At 68.1% G+C, this 13,363-nt stretch carries 13 protein-coding genes and 1 pseudogene; 7 read left to right on the top strand and 7 right to left on the bottom strand.

The window, feature by feature from the left end:
- Both QOI01_RS36720 and QOI01_RS36715 read left to right on the top strand, forming a co-directional pair.
- Nucleotides 1–443 (top strand): hypothetical protein (locus QOI01_RS36720; RefSeq protein ID WP_526389259.1); only part of this gene is annotated, 443 nt, incomplete at its 5' end.
- Nucleotides 440–1,129 (top strand): hypothetical protein, encoded by a 690-nt coding sequence (locus QOI01_RS36715; protein WP_526389257.1) that lies wholly within the window; start codon nucleotides 440–442, stop codon nucleotides 1,127–1,129. The genes QOI01_RS36720 and QOI01_RS36715, both read left to right, overlap by 4 nt.
- Here QOI01_RS36715 and QOI01_RS36710 read toward each other — a convergent pair.
- The 3 genes from QOI01_RS36710 to QOI01_RS36700 are packed head-to-tail and all read right to left on the bottom strand — an operon-like array spanning nucleotide 1,116 to nucleotide 5,336.
- A complete protein-coding gene (locus QOI01_RS36710; protein ID WP_526389255.1) occupies nucleotides 1,116–1,805 on the bottom strand; it encodes an alpha/beta fold hydrolase in 690 nt (229 codons plus the stop codon). The two genes, QOI01_RS36715 and QOI01_RS36710, sit on opposite strands and share 14 nt — an antisense overlap.
- Before the next feature lie 16 nt (nucleotides 1,806–1,821).
- Nucleotides 1,822–2,337 carry an XRE family transcriptional regulator gene (locus QOI01_RS36705; RefSeq protein ID WP_526389253.1) on the bottom strand — a complete coding sequence of 172 codons (516 nt, stop codon included), beginning with the start codon at nucleotides 2,335–2,337 and terminating at the stop codon, nucleotides 1,822–1,824.
- Complete coding sequence (locus QOI01_RS36700; protein WP_526389251.1) at nucleotides 2,334–5,336, bottom strand: MMPL family transporter; 3,003 nt, start codon at nucleotides 5,334–5,336, stop codon at nucleotides 2,334–2,336. The genes QOI01_RS36705 and QOI01_RS36700 overlap by 4 nt, the downstream gene beginning before the upstream one ends.
- Nucleotides 5,337–5,660: 324 nt before the next feature.
- On the opposite strand from QOI01_RS36700, the gene QOI01_RS36695 reads away from it, so the two are divergent.
- The 4 genes from QOI01_RS36695 (at nucleotide 5,661) to QOI01_RS36680 (ending at nucleotide 8,992) form a co-directional block, all read left to right on the top strand.
- On the top strand, nucleotides 5,661–6,248 hold the full coding sequence (locus tag QOI01_RS36695) for a hemophore (RefSeq protein ID WP_526389249.1): 588 nt from the start codon (nucleotides 5,661–5,663) through the stop codon (nucleotides 6,246–6,248).
- A gap of 201 nt (nucleotides 6,249–6,449) precedes the next feature.
- Nucleotides 6,450–6,833 (top strand): hemophore-related protein, encoded by a 384-nt coding sequence (locus QOI01_RS36690; protein WP_526389247.1) that lies wholly within the window; start codon nucleotides 6,450–6,452, stop codon nucleotides 6,831–6,833.
- Between the two features lie 55 nt (nucleotides 6,834–6,888).
- Nucleotides 6,889–7,557: a response regulator transcription factor gene (locus QOI01_RS36685; RefSeq protein WP_526389261.1), complete on the top strand. Its 669-nt coding sequence runs from the start codon at nucleotides 6,889–6,891 to the stop codon at nucleotides 7,555–7,557.
- A 1-nt stretch (nucleotide 7,558) separates the two neighbouring features.
- Complete coding sequence (locus QOI01_RS36680) at nucleotides 7,559–8,992, top strand: sensor histidine kinase (protein ID WP_526389245.1); 1,434 nt, start codon at nucleotides 7,559–7,561, stop codon at nucleotides 8,990–8,992.
- Here QOI01_RS36680 and QOI01_RS36675 read toward each other — a convergent pair.
- From QOI01_RS36675 to QOI01_RS36665, 3 genes are read right to left on the bottom strand one after another with little or no spacing between them, the layout of a single operon-like run.
- Nucleotides 8,907–9,284, bottom strand: a complete 378-nt coding sequence (locus tag QOI01_RS36675; RefSeq protein ID WP_526389243.1) for a DUF3054 family protein — start codon at nucleotides 9,282–9,284, stop codon at nucleotides 8,907–8,909. The two genes, QOI01_RS36680 and QOI01_RS36675, sit on opposite strands and share 86 nt — an antisense overlap.
- Complete coding sequence (locus QOI01_RS36670) at nucleotides 9,271–10,512, bottom strand: M23 family metallopeptidase (RefSeq protein ID WP_526389241.1); 1,242 nt, start codon at nucleotides 10,510–10,512, stop codon at nucleotides 9,271–9,273. Before QOI01_RS36670 ends, QOI01_RS36675 begins: the two co-directional genes overlap by 14 nt.
- A 9-nt stretch (nucleotides 10,513–10,521) precedes the next feature.
- A complete protein-coding gene (locus QOI01_RS36665) occupies nucleotides 10,522–11,754 on the bottom strand; it encodes a lysylphosphatidylglycerol synthase transmembrane domain-containing protein (RefSeq protein WP_526389239.1) in 1,233 nt (410 codons plus the stop codon).
- 75 nt (nucleotides 11,755–11,829) lie between these two features.
- Between QOI01_RS36665 and QOI01_RS36660 the strand changes: the two genes are divergently transcribed.
- Nucleotides 11,830–13,020 carry an AI-2E family transporter gene (locus tag QOI01_RS36660; protein WP_526389237.1) on the top strand — a complete coding sequence of 397 codons (1,191 nt, stop codon included), beginning with the start codon at nucleotides 11,830–11,832 and terminating at the stop codon, nucleotides 13,018–13,020.
- Here the strand turns inward: QOI01_RS36660 and QOI01_RS36655 are convergent.
- Nucleotides 13,017–13,363, bottom strand: a pseudogene (locus tag QOI01_RS36655) (hypothetical protein); the annotation flags it as partial. The gene QOI01_RS36660 and the pseudogene QOI01_RS36655 sit on opposite strands and share 4 nt — an antisense overlap.

Genomic DNA, 13,363 nt, shown 5'->3' with positions numbered 1-13,363 from the left:
CAGACCGGGCCTACCAGACCAGGGTGCTACAGGCTGCGGCCGACTGGACGGGCGTCCTGATCAACATGAACTCCGGCACGGTCACGCAGAGCATGACGACGCTGCACGACGGCACCATCGGCCTGCTCAACGCAAACTTCGAGACCGCGGTCGAACCGTTCAGCCAGGTGGTCCAGAAGCTGCAATCCCAGACGGTGGGCCAGGTCGAATCCGCCGCGATCGAGTCGCTGTTCCACGCGTCACCCGGCGACGCGGGTCTGGCGCCTCTGCCGCCGCCCGAGCTTGCGACCGTGGCGTCGCGCACGGACAACGTCATCGTGGTGGCCACGTCGGTGAGTCAGAACGTGGGTGCGAAGCCGCTGACAGTGCACTGGACCCTGCGCCTGGCGGTCTCGGACGTCGACGGCAAGCTGCTCATCTCGCGGCTGGAGACCATCCGATGAGGAATCGATTCCGGGTCCTGGCCTTCGACGTTCTCGCGCCGCTCGGAGCGATCCTGGCGCTGGTGTACCTCGGCGTCGCGCTGGCATGGCCGCTGTGGTGGGTGTCGGTGTGCTCGGTGCTGTGCCTGCTGATCGTGCAGGGCGTCGTCGTCAACGGCGTGCTGTTCCGCCGCGACGGTGTCACGATCGGCACCGACGACGACGGACCAGGTCTGCGGTTGGCGGTGGTGGGCCTGACCACCGTGGCGCTGACGGCGGCCGTCGTGGTCGGCTATACGCGGTGGACGGCGCCGGAGTCCGCCATGCACCGCGACGGCATCGAGGTGGTCGGCATCGCCAGCAGTGCCGCCGAGGCATCGGCGACCTTCACCCCGCAGAGCCCGAACGCCAACTTCGACCGGCTGACGGCGATGATGACGCAGCATGGCGCGGACGGATTTCGCGGCGAATTCGACGCCATGGCAAAGGATCTGACGAGCAAGGGCCTCACCGTCCAAGCGAGCACCGTTTCGGCGGGCGTGGAGGCCATCGGTCCGGCGGCGGCCATCGTCGCGGTGATCATGCGCGGCACGCAGAACGCGCCTGGCAAGCAACCGGCGACCGTGCCACTGCCCCTGCGCGTCTCGCTTCTGAAACAGGACGGGCGGTGGCTGGTGGACGACCTTTCGCCCATCAACTCCCGCTGAGCGGCGCGAGCAGGCGGGCCGCGAGTTCTTCTGGCCGACTCAGGGCCATCAGGTGCCCGCCCGGCATCACGTCGACGTCGCGACCCAGTCGTTCGCGGACGACGCGACGCTGGAACTCGAGCGGGAAACAGCGGTCGTCGCTGCCCTGCACCACCCGCGTCGGCACATCGGGCCAGGATCTCAACGGCCATGGCCGCTCGAAGGGAGTGTCCGATTGCCGCGGCTCGGGTTGGCTGAACGCCTCGGCTCGCACCGCATCGGGAACATCGTGAAAGAAGTCCTCGACTTCGTCGAAGTTCCTGTCGCCCAGGCCGATTCGCGCGAAGTACGCGACCCGGTCGGCTCTCTGTCCCGTCGCATCCCACCACGTCCCAGGCGACTCGCCCGCGGCGGGCACCATCGGGTTGACGAGGACGATCGCCGAGGTGGGCACCCGAGTCGCCACGATCGGTGCGGTGAAGGCGCCCATCGACTGGCCGACGACGACGAGCGGACCGGTCACGTCGGCCACGGCCCGACAGACCACGTCGGCATAGGTGTTCAGATCGGCGGAATCGTCGGCGGCGGGAAGGTCGACGGCGACGACCTCGGCGCCTGCATCGGTCAGTAGGGGAGTGACGCGGTGCCAGTACCACGCGCTGCCACCCGCACCGGGGATCAGCGCGAAGGTGGCCATCACTCGGTGTCCGGCCCTAGTCGGGGCGACCGTCGCGCATCTTGGCGAAGCGGTCGGACAACCGGCGCATCCTGATCATCAGCGACGCCGACGGACTGGTCGCGCCCTCGAGGAAATCCGCGAAGTCCTCAGTGGGAATGCCGATGCGCGACGCGAACTCCTCCACGCCGAGACCGGACCTGTGGAGCAACATGTGGATGTGGCGCGCCACCTCGGCACACTCGTTCGCCTCGAGGTGGGCGCGGGCGCGGGTCAGCACCTCGTCGAGGGCCTTCGAGACACCGTAGGGCTGCGCGGTCTCCAGGACCTCTTCGACCTGGCGGGCGGTCCTACCGTAGGGGTCGCGCTTGATCGCCGTCACGATGCTCTGCCACACCGTCAGATCGTCGGTCTCCAGCGCCGCGCGGATCGACGACGTCGGCCAGAACTCGACCGGCCGTTTGTCGACGGGTTGACGCTTACGCGCTGCCGTCGCCGCGGACTTCGGGCGTCCGGCGGCGGCATCGCTGCGCGTATCTGAAGTCAACGTCACCTCGCCTCCTCCAACATCGCCACTGCCACTGACAGGCAGCGCTGCCTGACGTGTGCCCAATCGGACTCCGCATCGGGGCCCATCCAGTCCTCGTCGTCATCCGACGGGTGTGGGTCGGCTAGGCGCCGTACTAGCTGCGTCGCCACCCACTGGCTCCTTAACCGTTGACCACAGTAATACCGGTCCATTCCGGCCAGCACCACCGCTGCCGTCTGAGTCTCCATGGACTCGACCAGATCAGCAAACTCGGCGTAGTCCCTGGCGTTGTTCCGGCACATGATCAGGTAGCTCTTCAGGCGCAGCGTCTCGGCGCCCGTCGGGATCTGCAGCCGGTCACCGGTCGGCAGCAGGACATTGGTGGTCTCCATCGGGCCGAGCCGTCGCACCGTGGGCCGGTCGGCGTCCGCGGCCGTGGCCAGTGCGTCGAGCGCCACCGCGAGACGGCCGCGCCACATCGTCACCGGGTGCACGGGATGGCGTGGAAAGAACCGGCCGACGGGCTTGCCGCCGTTCTGCTGGCCCGACCCGTTCCTGCCGTTGCGTCCGCCGTTGCCCCTGGCTGCCTTCCCGTTGCCGTGGTAGTTGGCGCTGAGCCGTGCGGTGTCTCCGGGACGCAGCGCGGCCAGGGGTTCGTCGCCACCCTTGACGTGGTCGCCGAGGGAGCCCTCCGGCGGAAGGCAGCCGCTGAACGCCAGCGGGTCGGCGACCGTGATGGTCTGCGGCGCGAGGATCTTCAGCTTCGCCGCCGACTTCACCACGTTGCGGATGTCCGCGCCGGACGGTCCCATCGTGGAGATGTCCTCGGGGATGACCACCAGGTCGCCGATGTCGGCCTTGGGCAGGGGCTTCTCGAAGTCCACCGACGGCAGGACGCGGTCGAGCCAACCCGGAAGCCACCAGTTCCACTGCGAGAACATGGCCATCAGGGCGGGCACCAGCACCAGCCGGACGATGGTCGCGTCGACGGCGATGGCGACCGCGCAGGCGACGCCGAGCTGGGCCACCAGCGGCATGCCCGCGAACGCGAAACCGATGAACACGGCGATCATGATCAGCGCGGCGCTGGTGATCGTGCGGGCGCTGGTGCTCACGCCGTACGCGACGGCGTCGCGCGTGTTGTTGGTCTGGAGGAAGCGCTCCCGGATCCGGGTCAGCAGGAAGATCTCGTAGTCCATCGACAACCCGAAGGTCATCGCGAGCACCAGGGGCGGGATGGTGCTGTCCAACGACTCGAGAGGTTGGAACCCCAATGCCTCGAACCAGCCCCACTTGAAGACCACGACGAGGCTGCCGTAGGCGGCCGCCACCGACAGACACGTCATCAGCACGCCCTTGAAGGCCAGGAACACCGAGCGGATCGAGATCAGGAGCATCACGAACGCGATCAGTGCGACGAACACGAAGACCATGGGCTGGGTCGTCGCAACCCGATCGTCGAAGTCCTTGAGCAGCGCGGTGGGTCCGCCGACGTCGACGACGGCAGGCGATCCGGGCGCCGCGCGGGGCAACTCGGCCCGCATCCAGTCGACGGCCTCGCGCGCCGCCGGGTCCTCGGGGTCGACGGACAGGACGGCCGACAGCAGGGCGCTGCGATTGTCGCTGGCGAACACCGGCGGCGTGACCGTCATGATGTCCGGACCCTGCGTCATCTTCTGCTGCAGCGTGTCAAGGGCACCGGTGTTCTCCGGTCCGTTGGCATCGCCGTCGGGGAAGGTGACCAGGACCCGGATGGGGCCGAGCGCGCCGGGGCCCAGCGCCTGGGCGGCGGCGTTGATGCCGCCACGGATCTCGTGGGTTGGCTCGAACTGGCGCTGCAGACTGTTGCCGAGCGTCATGGCGAAGGCCGGCGTGGCCAGCACCAGGAGGACGACCGTCGCGCCGAGCGCCGACAGCCACTGGCGCCGCATGACCCAGCCGACCCATCGGGTCCAGAACCGTGACTGCGTGGTCTCTGGCCGCCGGGACACGTGCAGCCACGACGAGCGCTTGGACGCCGCCTTGCCGACCGTCGCGAGTACCGCCGGAATCAAGGTGGTCGACGTCAGCACGGCGACGGACACCGCGAGGATCGCGCCCGTCGCCATCGACGCGAGGACGGGCGTGTTGATCAGGTAGATGCCGGTCACGGAGGCGATGACGGTCAGGCCGGACAGCAACACGGCGAGGCCGGAGGTCGCCATGGCGGCGTCCGCCGCCTGCGCCGGATCACGCCCGGAGCGCAGCTCCTCCCGGAACCGCATCAGGATGAACAGCGAGTAGTCCACGGCGAGGGCGATCCCGAACATCGACACGGTCGACGTCACGAAGACCGACATCTGGATGGCCATCGACAGCAGATAGACCAGGCCCATGGTCACCACGACGGTGCAGATGCCGAGCATCAGGGGCATCGCGGCCGCGGCCAGCGATCCGAAGACCGCCAGCAGCACGATCAGGACGATCGGCAGATTCCACTTCTCAGCCTGGGCGATGTCGTGTTTGGTGGCCTCGCTCGCCGCGGCGCCAAGGGCGCCCTGGCCGATGACGTACAGCTTGACCTTGCCGTTGTCGGTCTGACCCGGCTGGTCACCGTGGATGCCGACCTGTTTGCGCAACTCCTTCGCCACGTCCGAGCTGCCGCTGTTGAAGTCCGTCTGCAGGCTGACGACGTAGGGCCGGTCGGGCTGTGGCGGCGGCTGCTGCGGGTTGGGCACGACCTTGACGCTTGGTACTCCTGCGGCGATGCGCTCGAGTTGCGTGACCGCGCCGGTCATGTCCTCGAACGAGGCATCCGCGCGGGGCGCCGCGACCAGCGCCAGGGGGGAGGCGCCCTGGTCGGGGAAGTGATCCTGGACGGCGTGCTCGACGGTCAGCGACTGAGAGCCGGCCACTTCGAATCCGCCACCGGTCAGGTTGCCCGACTGGTTGAGTGCCAGATACACCGACGGAACCAGAAGGAGCAGCCATGCTGCAAAGACCGCCCAGCGGTATCTGCGCAGCTTGCTGCTCAACCGCAACATGAACTGCTGGATGGCGGACCCCTGCCTTCTCCCCGCGTTTCGTAGCGTGAGCGTACCCCAGCACGAGGTAGGGTAGCCGCTCCTCGCGAGGGCACTGCCTGGTCGGGCCGGGGAACGGCGGAACGGGGACGCCGCGCGCGGTGGATTTGCGGCCAGCTACCTGTCTGACTGACCTGGGTATTTGCTGTGCAGATTGGTAGCGGGGCTTTGGTGATGGCAGTATGGCGCTTGGCCGTTCGGGTAGGGGAAGACTGCCGGACATGATTGCCGCCGATGGATGCGTGTACAGGGCAGTTGACGATCGCATCCGTTAAGGAGTGACCCATGAAGACGACCGCGACGATCACCCGCCGTTCCCTCGGTGCCGTATTCGCTGCGTCCGCAGTCGGTGGTGCCGTAGTGGTCGCGATGGCGATCCCGGGAACGCCGTCGGCGACGGCTGCCGCCGATCCGTGCGCAGCGAGCGAGGTCGCCCGCACCATCGGTTCGGTGGCCACCTCGACGGGCAACTACCTCGATTCGCACCCCGGCACGAACACGGCGCTGACGACCATCTCGCAGCAGCAGGCGGGTCCGCAGTCCCTCGGCGCGCTGAAGACGTACTTCGACGCCAATCCCCAGGCCGGCAAGGACATGCAGGCGCTTCAACAGCCTTTGATGAACCTGTCGGCACGCTGCAAGCTGCCGGTGACGCTGCCCCAGGTGATGGGTCTGCTCCAGGGCGCGCAGTCGCAGGCCGGTTCGCTGCCAGGGGCACTGCCCGGCAGTTTGCCAGGTGGGGTCCCAGCGGCGCAGGCCGTCGGTGTGCCGGGGACCTCCGTGCCCGCTCAGTCCTCGCCGGCTGCCGCGGTCGCGCCGGGCATGGGTCCGCTGCCGGGGCCCGCGACGATCACCGTCGGCACTCCAAGGTAGTCCGCAGCGACTCGCCGGCTCGCTCACGAGAAAGCCGTGAGCTGGGCTTTCGGTCTTTCTCAGGATTGGTTCATCGCAAGGCAAGAAAGTCGTGACCCTTTCTGCTTAGCTTTTCGATGTCGGTAGCCGCTCGAGGTTACGGTCGCAGAGGTTTTTCGGGGTCTCTGAGGAACTCTGCACATTTGATGAAGGAGCTTGGCCATGTCAATCTCGGCCCGTGCTGGGCGACGTGCGGTAGCTGGCGCGATGGGCGCCGGTGTGATTGCAGGCGCCATGTTGTTCGGTGCGCTTCCGTCTGCGACGGCAGATGATCCAGCCCTCAACCCCCCGAACTGCAGCGCCGGGGACCTCGCGGGCGTGTCGTCGGGCGTGTCGGCTTCGACGTCGGCGTACCTGTTCACCCACCCCGACGTGAACTGGTTCTTCACCAGCCTCGAAGGTCTTCCGCGTGACGCGGTCCGTACTGAGGTGGCCACGTACTTGGACGACAACCCAGGCGTGAAGACCGACCTGACGGGCATCCGCCAGCCGTTGGTCGACCTGAAGAACCGCTGCGGCGCAGCGCCCGCGCCAGCCATTCCGTAACCCGGTGCGGCTGGCAGAGCCACCTGCGCTTGACGGTGCGGGTCGGACGGTGCTGATGGTCGACGACGACCCGGACGTCAGAACGTCGGTGTCCCGTGGCTTGAGGCACTCGGGATTCGACGTGCGGGTCGCGGCGAACGGTAAGGAAGCGCTGCGGCTGCTGTCGAACGAGTCGCACGACGCGCTGGTTCTGGACGTCCAGATGCCGGAGCTGGACGGCGTGGCCGTCGTGACCGCGTTGCGGGCGCTTGGCAACGACATCCCGATCTGCGTGTTGTCCGCGCGCGACACCGTCAACGATCGCATCGCCGGGCTCGAGGCGGGTGCGGACGACTACCTGACCAAGCCGTTCGACCTCGGCGAGTTGGTCGCCCGACTGCACGCGCTGCTGCGCAGGTCGAGCCTCTCGGAGCGTTCGCCGGACACGATGACCGTCGGGCCGCTGACCATCGACACCGCCAGACGTTTGGTGTTCGTCGAGGGTGAGCGGGCGGACCTCACCAAACGGGAATTCGACCTCCTCGCCGTGCTCGCCGAGAATGCTGGGGTCGTTTTGTCGCGGCAGCGGTTGCTCGAGCTGGTGTGGGGTTACGACTTCGACGTCGATACGAACGTCGCCGACGTGTTCATCAGCTACCTGCGGCGCAAGCTCGAACGCGATGGCCACCCACGGGTGATCCACACGGTTCGCGGGATCGGGTACGTCCTGCGCGACGAGCCCTGAGGTGCGATTGCCCCGCTTCGGCCAGTCCGCGTCATTGCGCACCCGAGTCGCCCTCGCCTCGGCGGCCGCCGCGGCTGCCGTCGTCGCAGTGTTCACGGTGCTGACGTCGGTGGTGTTGGCCAACAACGACGCCGCGCAGCTCGACCGTCGGTTGGACTCGATCGTCGACGCCAGCGTTTACGACCAGACCAATGGCGTACTCCAGACCGGTCGGTCACGTTCTTCGGGCCAGGTGGTCTTCCAGCGTGGCTTTCAGCTCCCGCAGCTGCCGCCGGGCAGCGAGACCGTCCAGGTCAACGGCATCGAGTACCGGGTGCGCACCATCCCCGTCGACCAGCAGGGCGGGGTGCTGATGTCGGTGGGCATCCGTGCCGACAGCATCTTGCTGAACCGCGCCAGGATCCCGCTGTACACCCTGGTCGGCGTCGTGACGGTGCTCATCGCGGGCGGGCTGGGCTGGATGCTTGCGGGTCCGGCGATCCGGCCGCTGCGCAGGCTCACCGAACAGACGATGCGCCTCGGCAAGGGCGGCGAGCAGATGACGGCCGTGAGGGGTGCCAGGGAGGCCGAGGAGCTGTCGGACGCGATGGCCGGCATGCTCGCCCGCCTCGCCGCGGCGCAGCTGGCGACCTCGAATTCGCTTCAGGTCGCACAGGACTTCGCCGCCAACGCCGCGCACGAGCTCCGGACTCCGCTGACTGCGATGCGGGCCGACCTCGACACGTTGCGCATCCACGACCTGCCCGCCGACGAGCGCGGCGAGGTGGTCGGCGACCTCGCGCGCGCCCAGCGCCGGGTGGAAGCCATCGTCACCGCCCTCGGGCAGCTCGCGTCGGGACAGCTCGCGCAGGCGGAGGAACGCGAACTGATCGACGTGACGGACATGCTGGACCGGGTGGCCCGCGAGAACGGCCGGGTCGGCGGCATGGAGATCGTCGTGCAGAGCGACCACGCCATCGGCACGATCTGGGGTTGGCCGGGTGGACTGCGACTCGCGGTGGACAATCTGGTGCGCAACGCCGTCGCTCACGGGGGCGCCACCCGGATCGTGTTGGCCGCGCACCGGCACGCGGCGATAGCGGGCCGCGGTGAGGTGCTCACCGTCGTCGTCGACGACAACGGATGTGGGCTTCCCGCGGAGGAGCGCGAGTTCGTGATGGGCAGGTTCGCCAGGGGGAGCACCGCAGCGCCGGGTGGATCGGGACTCGGCCTCGCATTGGTGGTGCAGCAAGCCGCCTTGCACGGCGGCGGAATCGAGCTGTCGGACGGACCGCTCGGCGGTCTGCGCGCCACCCTGACCGTATCGACTTCGCCTGCGCCCGAGGCGGATTCGGCCAGCAGAGAAGCGGTCAGCGGTGAGCCAGGGCCCTTGCGCCGAGGCGCCACCCGAGTAGCAGGATGGCGGTCGAAAGCGAAGCGACCACCACAAAGCTGAGCGCCGTTCCCGCAGATGTCGCCTTGCGCAACAGCATTCCGAGGATGACGGTGCACAGCCAGATCACCATTCCCGTCGGGGCCAGCGAAGCCGGTCGCTGCCACGCTCGTGCTGCCAGCCAGCCCACCGCCGTGCCCGACAGAAACGGCCACGCCGTCTCGGCGACGCCCGCGACGGTGATTCCCTCCGCGTGACTACGCCTACCGATCGCGCAGAACACGAGGACGCAGACGACGTCGGCGAGTAGGGCGATCGCCACGGCACGCGCCGGCCTGCGGTCACCCCTTGGCATAGGTCATCACGTCGAGCACCAATGGGCTGAGGTTCTTCTCGTCCCGCGCGGTGAACCCCGGAGCCATCGGCGCGGGCGTTCCCGTCATCAGCGGGTCGAGGGCGTCCTCCGAGGCCAGCCTACCGTCGAGCGTGAAGTCCTTGAAGACGAACGGCAACCCGTTGGAGTGCAACGGGTCCGGTGTGCTCATCACATGGAAGTGAAGGTGCGGAGCGTCGGTGTTGCCGGTGTTGCCCAGGTTGGCGATCACTTCGCCGGTGGTCAACTGGTCACCCGGCTTCACCTTCACGGTGCCGGTCTTCAGATGCGCATAGAAGGCGTAATTGCCCCCACCGATGTCCTGCACGACGTGGTTGCCGCCGTACTGATCCAGTGGGAGTCCGGTGGGGTTCTTGCCTGCGGCCTGCTCGGGCAGCCCGTCGAGCACCGCGACGACGGGTCCGTCTGCCACCGCGTGGATGTCGGCGCCGAAGGACGGGTAGCTCTCCAACTTGGACCGGTCACCGGTGAATACGGTGTCGTCGGCGCTCAACTGCACGTAGTCGATGGCGAACCGTTCAGCGGCCCAGAGGTTTCCGTTGAGCGGATTCATCGCCATCCGGTGTGCCGTCATGTCGCAACAGCTATTGCCGTCCAGCCAGCGCGGCCCGTCCAACGGAGGGGATATGACCGCTGGCTCGTGCGTGGACACCGTCACCGGCGCGACATCGTCCTCGGTCATCGTCGCGGGCATGAGCGGTGGCATGGGCTTGGCCAGGTCGACGACGATCGTGTGCGACAGTTCGGTGGGCACGGGCGCCTGTGCGTCGAGCACCACGTCGAGCCAGACGAGGCCAGCCTGCCCCGGGCCGAGCATCGCGGTCGGGGTCTGGTCGCCGCCGAGGGCACGCGTCCAGTGCGCCAGCTGATCGCCAGCCAGGATCAGCAGCTCGTCGTCACCGGCCTTGACGGACAACGACTTCAGCGTGACATCGCCGCCGAGCGCGTTGGTCAGCTGCAGTTCGTATGCGAGGTGCTTCCTGCCGTCGGTGGTGGGCACCGGTACCGGTGCCGCGACGACACTGACGAGGACGGGGGTGAGTTGCGCCGTCCCGGCCGTGGCGGGCGTCGATTCCGCCGGGCCAGAGGCCGCGGTCGACTGGGTCGGTGATTTGGTCGAGGTCCCGCACGCGGCAACGAGGGCGGCCGCACCCAGAATCGCAAGCGTGTTCCGGGTGATGCGGTGCATCTGGCGATCCTACGGCTCCGGTTCAGGCTCGTGCCTTGCTTCTGGATCGGGGCTCAACGGGTGAGACCGTCGGATCTCGGCCTCGTACACCGCTTCCGGGTCGGGGCTGAACTGCGCCGCCACGGCGCCGTCACCGCCGTGGTCGTCGTCGAGTGGGGCGTCCGGGTCGATGTCCTTCTCGGTGCGGAACATGAAGAAGAACACCACCCAGCCGATCGACGAGATGAAGATCCAGCTGACCAACCGGTAGATGAGCATCGCCGAGATCGCCGAGGCCAGCGTCATCCCGCTGGACACCAGCCCGGGGACGAGGACGGCCTCGACCACCAGCAGACCGCCCGGCATCAAGGGGATCGAGCCGACGGCGCGCGCCGCCGCGTAGGCCACGGTGAGGCCTGCCAGGGACGGCTTGCCTCCCGCCGCGTACGCCGCGAAGGCCAGACAGGCGACGTCGGCCACCCAGTTGAACAGCGACCAACTGAACGCCGTGCCGAGTGCGCGCCGACTCAAGCTCACAGAGTCCAGCTGCCTGAGCATCTCGCGCCACTTGGCCAGGCCGGTGTCGGTCGGCCTGCCCCGGACGGAGTTGAACCAGGACAGCAGACGCACCCCGATGCCGTCGATCTGCTGCGGGTTCGACGCCACCGACTGGCCGAGGACGAGCAACGCCACGAAACCGCCGAGCGTGAAGATGAGCGACAGCGGGTTCTTGCTGGCGCCGAGAAGGAAGGCACCTGCGAGGCCGAGCAGGGCAAGACCGACCACCTGCAGAACGCCGGACATGACGAGCTGCCACGACGCGACCATCGGTGACGCACCCCAAATGCGTTGCTGCCGATAGACGAACGTCGCCGAGAGCACCGGGCCGCCCGGCATCGTCGTCGACAGCGCATTGCCTGCGTAGAAGGCCGACTCCGAACGCCACTGCTTGACGATGACGCCCGCCGACTTCAGCAGCGTGCGCTGGATCTGGGCGAAGCTGTGCATCGACGCCAGCGCCGCGAAGACCGAGGCGAGAACCCACCACCAGTTGGCCGACAGCAGGCTGCGCCATGCCTTGGCGAGCTGATCCCAGACGAGCACCACCTCGACGGCGAGCACGGCCACGGCGACGCCGATGATCACCCAGCGCAGCCACCAGTACTTGCCGCGTTGGCGAACTTCCGGGGTCGCTTCGCCCCTGCCCTCCTGCGTTGGTTCCGCGGTCGCTTCGCTCCTGCCCTCCTGCGCGTCGTGCGACACGGGTACAGGCTAGCGGCGACAGTCCGCCCGACGAGCATGCCAGGAACGGGCGCGCCGAGTCGTTACGCTACCGGGATGCCAGAGGGCTTCTCGCTTGACTCGGTGTTCATCGACGCGAAGGCCGACGCGTCGGTGCATCCCCTCGTCCGCAAGGCCGCAGCGTGGTCATGGCGACTGTTGATCATCCTCGGGGCCCTGATCGCATTCTTCTGGGTCGTGATGCATCTCGAGGTCATCGTGGTGCCGATCTTGCTGGCGACGATGGTGGCGGCGATGCTTCTGCCGCTCGTGGACAACCTCGACCGTCGGGGACTACCCAGGGGTGCGGCCGTGGCGGGCGTCCTGCTCAGCAGTGTCGTCGTAGTGGGCGGGATCCTCACCTTCGTTGTCAGCCAGTTCATCCAGGGTGCACCCGCACTCGTCGACCAGGTGGCTCGGAGCATCGCCGGCGCCAGGGACTCCCTCAACACCGGGGTGTTGTCGCACTTCAGCAACGACCAGGTCAAGAGCGCGACCAACACGGCTCTCGACGCGATTAAGAACAACCAGGGGAAGCTGACCAGCGGGGCCCTGTCGACGGCGGGCACCATCACCGAGATCGTCACCGGTGCGCTGCTGATGTTCTTCACGCTGATCTTCCTGCTGCATGGTGGGCGAAACATCTTCGCGTTCGTCACGAAGATCTTCCCGCTGACCGTCCGCGACCGGGTGCGCGACGCGAGCCGGGCCGGCTTCGGATCGCTCATCGGATACGTCCGCGCGACGTTCCTGGTGGCGTTCGTCGACGCGGTCGGCATCGGTACCGGGTTGGCGATCATGGGCATCCCGCTGGCGCTGCCGCTGGCGTCACTGGTCTTCCTCGGCGCGTTCATTCCGCTGGTCGGCGCGGTGCTCACCGGCGGGCTCGCCGTCATCGTGGCGCTGATCGCGAAGGGCTGGGTGTATGCCGTGATCACGTTCGGACTCGTCATCGCCGTACAGCAGCTCGAGGCGCACGTCCTGCAGCCGCTCGTGATGGGTCGCGCGGTGTCGCTTCACCCGCTGGCGGTGGTGCTTGCGATCGCCGCGGGCGGAGTGTCCGCAGGCATCGTCGGGGCCCTGCTCGCGGTGCCGATCGTGGCGGTGCTCAACAGCGCGGTGCGAGTGCTGCTGGCCGACGATCCCGGTTCCGAGGAAGGGGCCCTCGCGGCCGACGTCGGACCGCCCATCGCGGGCGAGAGCGATGACGTCGACGCCATCGACGCCGACCGCAAGGCTGATTCCTAGAGCCGGCCCTCGCGGCGGAGCAGATCCGCAGCGCTCACCCCGCCACCCCGACGCTTGGGGTTCTCGTTGGCCGCTTCGCGCGTGTCGATCTTCTCGGTGGCGTCGGCGTCCGCAGGCCGCTGGGCCGGGATCGCTGTGGTCGGTGGTTCGACGCCTGCAGCCGGGGTCGGAGGTGGTGGCTGTCGCCGCTCGCGTGGCGGCCGCTTGGCGTCACCCGTCGGAGTCGAGCCGTTCGCTCCGCCGCGCAGATCGCCCAACCAGGACTCGATCTCTCGGCTCCCGGTGACGTTCGACCCGCGCGCAGACGACGATCCCCGACTGGGCGATGCCGCGCCACGGGTAG

Origin of the sequence: Mycobacterium sp., from assembly GCF_032162605.1 — a bacterium.
Lineage (GTDB): Bacteria > Actinomycetota > Actinomycetes > Mycobacteriales > Mycobacteriaceae > Mycobacterium.
The sequence above is the reverse complement of the archived record's forward strand: the minus strand, read 5'-3'. Positions and strand labels throughout refer to the sequence as shown.

What these genes read in the sequence shown, in the direction of transcription:
- QOI01_RS36660 (WP_526389237.1), top strand. Translation starts at nt 11,830, where the DNA reads ATGCCAGAGGGCTTCTCGCTTGACTCGGTGTTCATCGACGCGAAGGCC.
- QOI01_RS36670 (WP_526389241.1), bottom strand. Translation starts at nt 10,512, where the DNA reads ATGCACCGCATCACCCGGAACACGCTTGCGATTCTGGGTGCGGCCGCC.
- QOI01_RS36690 (WP_526389247.1), top strand. Translation starts at nt 6,450, where the DNA reads ATGTCAATCTCGGCCCGTGCTGGGCGACGTGCGGTAGCTGGCGCGATG.
- QOI01_RS36710 (WP_526389255.1), bottom strand. Translation starts at nt 1,805, where the DNA reads ATGGCCACCTTCGCGCTGATCCCCGGTGCGGGTGGCAGCGCGTGGTAC.
- QOI01_RS36675 (WP_526389243.1), bottom strand. Translation starts at nt 9,284, where the DNA reads ATGCCAAGGGGTGACCGCAGGCCGGCGCGTGCCGTGGCGATCGCCCTA.
- QOI01_RS36715 (WP_526389257.1), top strand. Translation starts at nt 440, where the DNA reads ATGAGGAATCGATTCCGGGTCCTGGCCTTCGACGTTCTCGCGCCGCTC.
- QOI01_RS36685 (WP_526389261.1), top strand. Translation starts at nt 6,889, where the DNA reads ATGGTCGACGACGACCCGGACGTCAGAACGTCGGTGTCCCGTGGCTTG.
- QOI01_RS36700 (WP_526389251.1), bottom strand. Translation starts at nt 5,336, where the DNA reads ATGTTGCGGTTGAGCAGCAAGCTGCGCAGATACCGCTGGGCGGTCTTT.
- QOI01_RS36695 (WP_526389249.1), top strand. Translation starts at nt 5,661, where the DNA reads ATGAAGACGACCGCGACGATCACCCGCCGTTCCCTCGGTGCCGTATTC.